At 43.0% G+C, this 2,084-nt stretch carries 2 protein-coding genes; both read right to left on the bottom strand.

All coding sequences use genetic code 11. The features are described from left to right. Window positions 1-12: 12 nt before the first annotated feature. A complete protein-coding gene (locus tag AC1DUW_RS26795) occupies window positions 13-864 on the bottom strand; it encodes an SDR family NAD(P)-dependent oxidoreductase (RefSeq protein ID WP_083450834.1) in 852 nt (283 codons plus the stop codon). Window positions 865-983: 119 nt separating this feature from the next. Further along, a partial coding sequence (locus AC1DUW_RS26790) for a thiolase family protein (protein ID WP_477643925.1) occupies window positions 984-2,084 on the bottom strand: 1,101 nt, incomplete at its 5' end.

Below are 2,084 nucleotides of genomic sequence, written 5' to 3'. Positions count from 1 at the left end.
TGGAAACCTTCTTTAATCAGTAGTTGTGTCACGATGTGCATGCCATTTTGCTAGGAGCATATCTGCAGTTAGCCCCTGATCATTTGAGAGCATTCTTTGTTTAGGCTTCTCCCAAACACTGATTTTCGAGCCGTTCACACCAAATACTTCGCCTGTTAATTCCGAATCGTCGATAGTCGTTAATAAATATATAAGATGTGCCACTTCATCTGCTGTGCCTACTTGCCAAAAGGGTGGAAATACTTCGTTATTCGCAGTACATTTAGCTTGAATATACTCAATAACAGACTTTGTCATATCAGTGAGTGCTGCAGGAGAAATCGCATTGACCCGAATATGGTCTTTTTTCAGCTCTTCTGCCAAAGTCCACGTCATACCGAGGATTCCCGCTTTTGCTGCACTATAATTCACTTGACCAACTGAACCTAATAAACCAGCAGTTGACGTCATATTGATGATACATCCGCCTTGACCGCGTTCCTTCATAACATTTATCGCTGCCTTTGTACAAGCGAAAGTACCCGTTAAATGAACGTCTATCACATCCTGCCATTGAGCTGCCGACATATTGATGCATTTTTTATCACGCACGATGCCAGCATTGTTCACCAATATATCCAACTGACCAAATGCGTCCATTAGCTGAGGGACGATTATTTCACCGCTGGACACTGATGCTATAGACTCACAGATCCCAATAGCCTGCCCACCCAATGTATGAATTTCTGATACGACTTGTGCAACTTTTTCAGGATTTGTTCCATTGACACCTACAGCTGCTCCTTCTCTTGCTAAACGTAATGCTACGCTTCGTCCAATTCCCCGGCTAGCTCCTGTCACTAATGCCACTTTCCCTGTTAACATCCTGGATCCTCCTCTAAAAACCCTCAGTATCCCATTTACTAGCGTTGAGCATTTAACACACAAATCATAGTGAATAGCTTATTCACTATATACGAAACTGTTAATGAAAATGGAAGGCTTCACTCCTTCGAAAATCGTTCAACTAATGTGGCTAGCCCAAGTCCTCCCCCAATGCCAAGGGTTGCAAGTCCTCTCATAAATGGCTGCCGTTTCATCTCTGCACAGAGTCTGGTCATTAAAATCGCTCCTGATGCTCCATATGGATGGCCAATGGCAATGGCACCACCACCACGATTGACCTTTAATTGCGGAATGCCTAGACTTTGAATGGATGCTAATACTTGAGAGGCGAATGCTTCATTAAACTCAACTATATCGATATCATCGGCTGTTAGGTCATGCCTTGCAAGGAGTTGATTGACGGCAGATACTGGACCTATGCCCAAATAATTTGGGTCTACACCAACTGCTTGCGCATCAATAAATTTCATTAGTGGCTGCATTCCTAGTTCCTCGCATTTTTCTAAAGACATTATTAATACAAGCGCTGCACCATCGTTGATAGGACATGCATTTCCTGCTGTTACAACACCATCATTTTTAAATACAGGCAATAACTGCTGTAACTTTTCAAAGCTCGTATTGGCTCGTGGACATTCATCTTCACTAATAATGATTGACTCTTTACCATACTGAACCGTGATCGGTACTATTTCATCGGTGAATCGTCCTTCACGTTGAGATTTTACAGCCTTTTCATGGCTGCCTAGCGCAAATAAATCTTGTGCTTTGCGAGAAATCCCATATTTCTCTGCAACATTTTCAGCCGCAATACCCATATCTGGATCGCCTATACTGTCTGGTGAAAAACGAGCACGCATATAAATTTCCGGCGGTTGATAGGAATAAAGCGAGGTTGGCTTTTTCATTCGCCAAGGTGCTCGACTAGTGCTTTCAACTCCACCTGCTAAATAAATATGACCTGCTCCGCTTTGAATCATACGGGCAGCCTGGTTCACTGCTTCTAACCCAGATCCACATTGACGGTCGACAGTCACACCAGGTACCGTGTAGGGTAAACCTGCTGTTAATAAAGCATTACGTGCAATATTTCCACCAGGTCCCACTGTATTACCAATGATCACATCATCAATCTCTGAAGCCGGAATATTATTTTCATGGATAAGGTGTTTTATGAGTGGTGCTAGTAAATCCTCTGG

Source organism: Peribacillus sp. P4_C12, from assembly GCF_056402095.1.
This window is presented reverse-complemented; position numbering and strand designations above follow the sequence as displayed.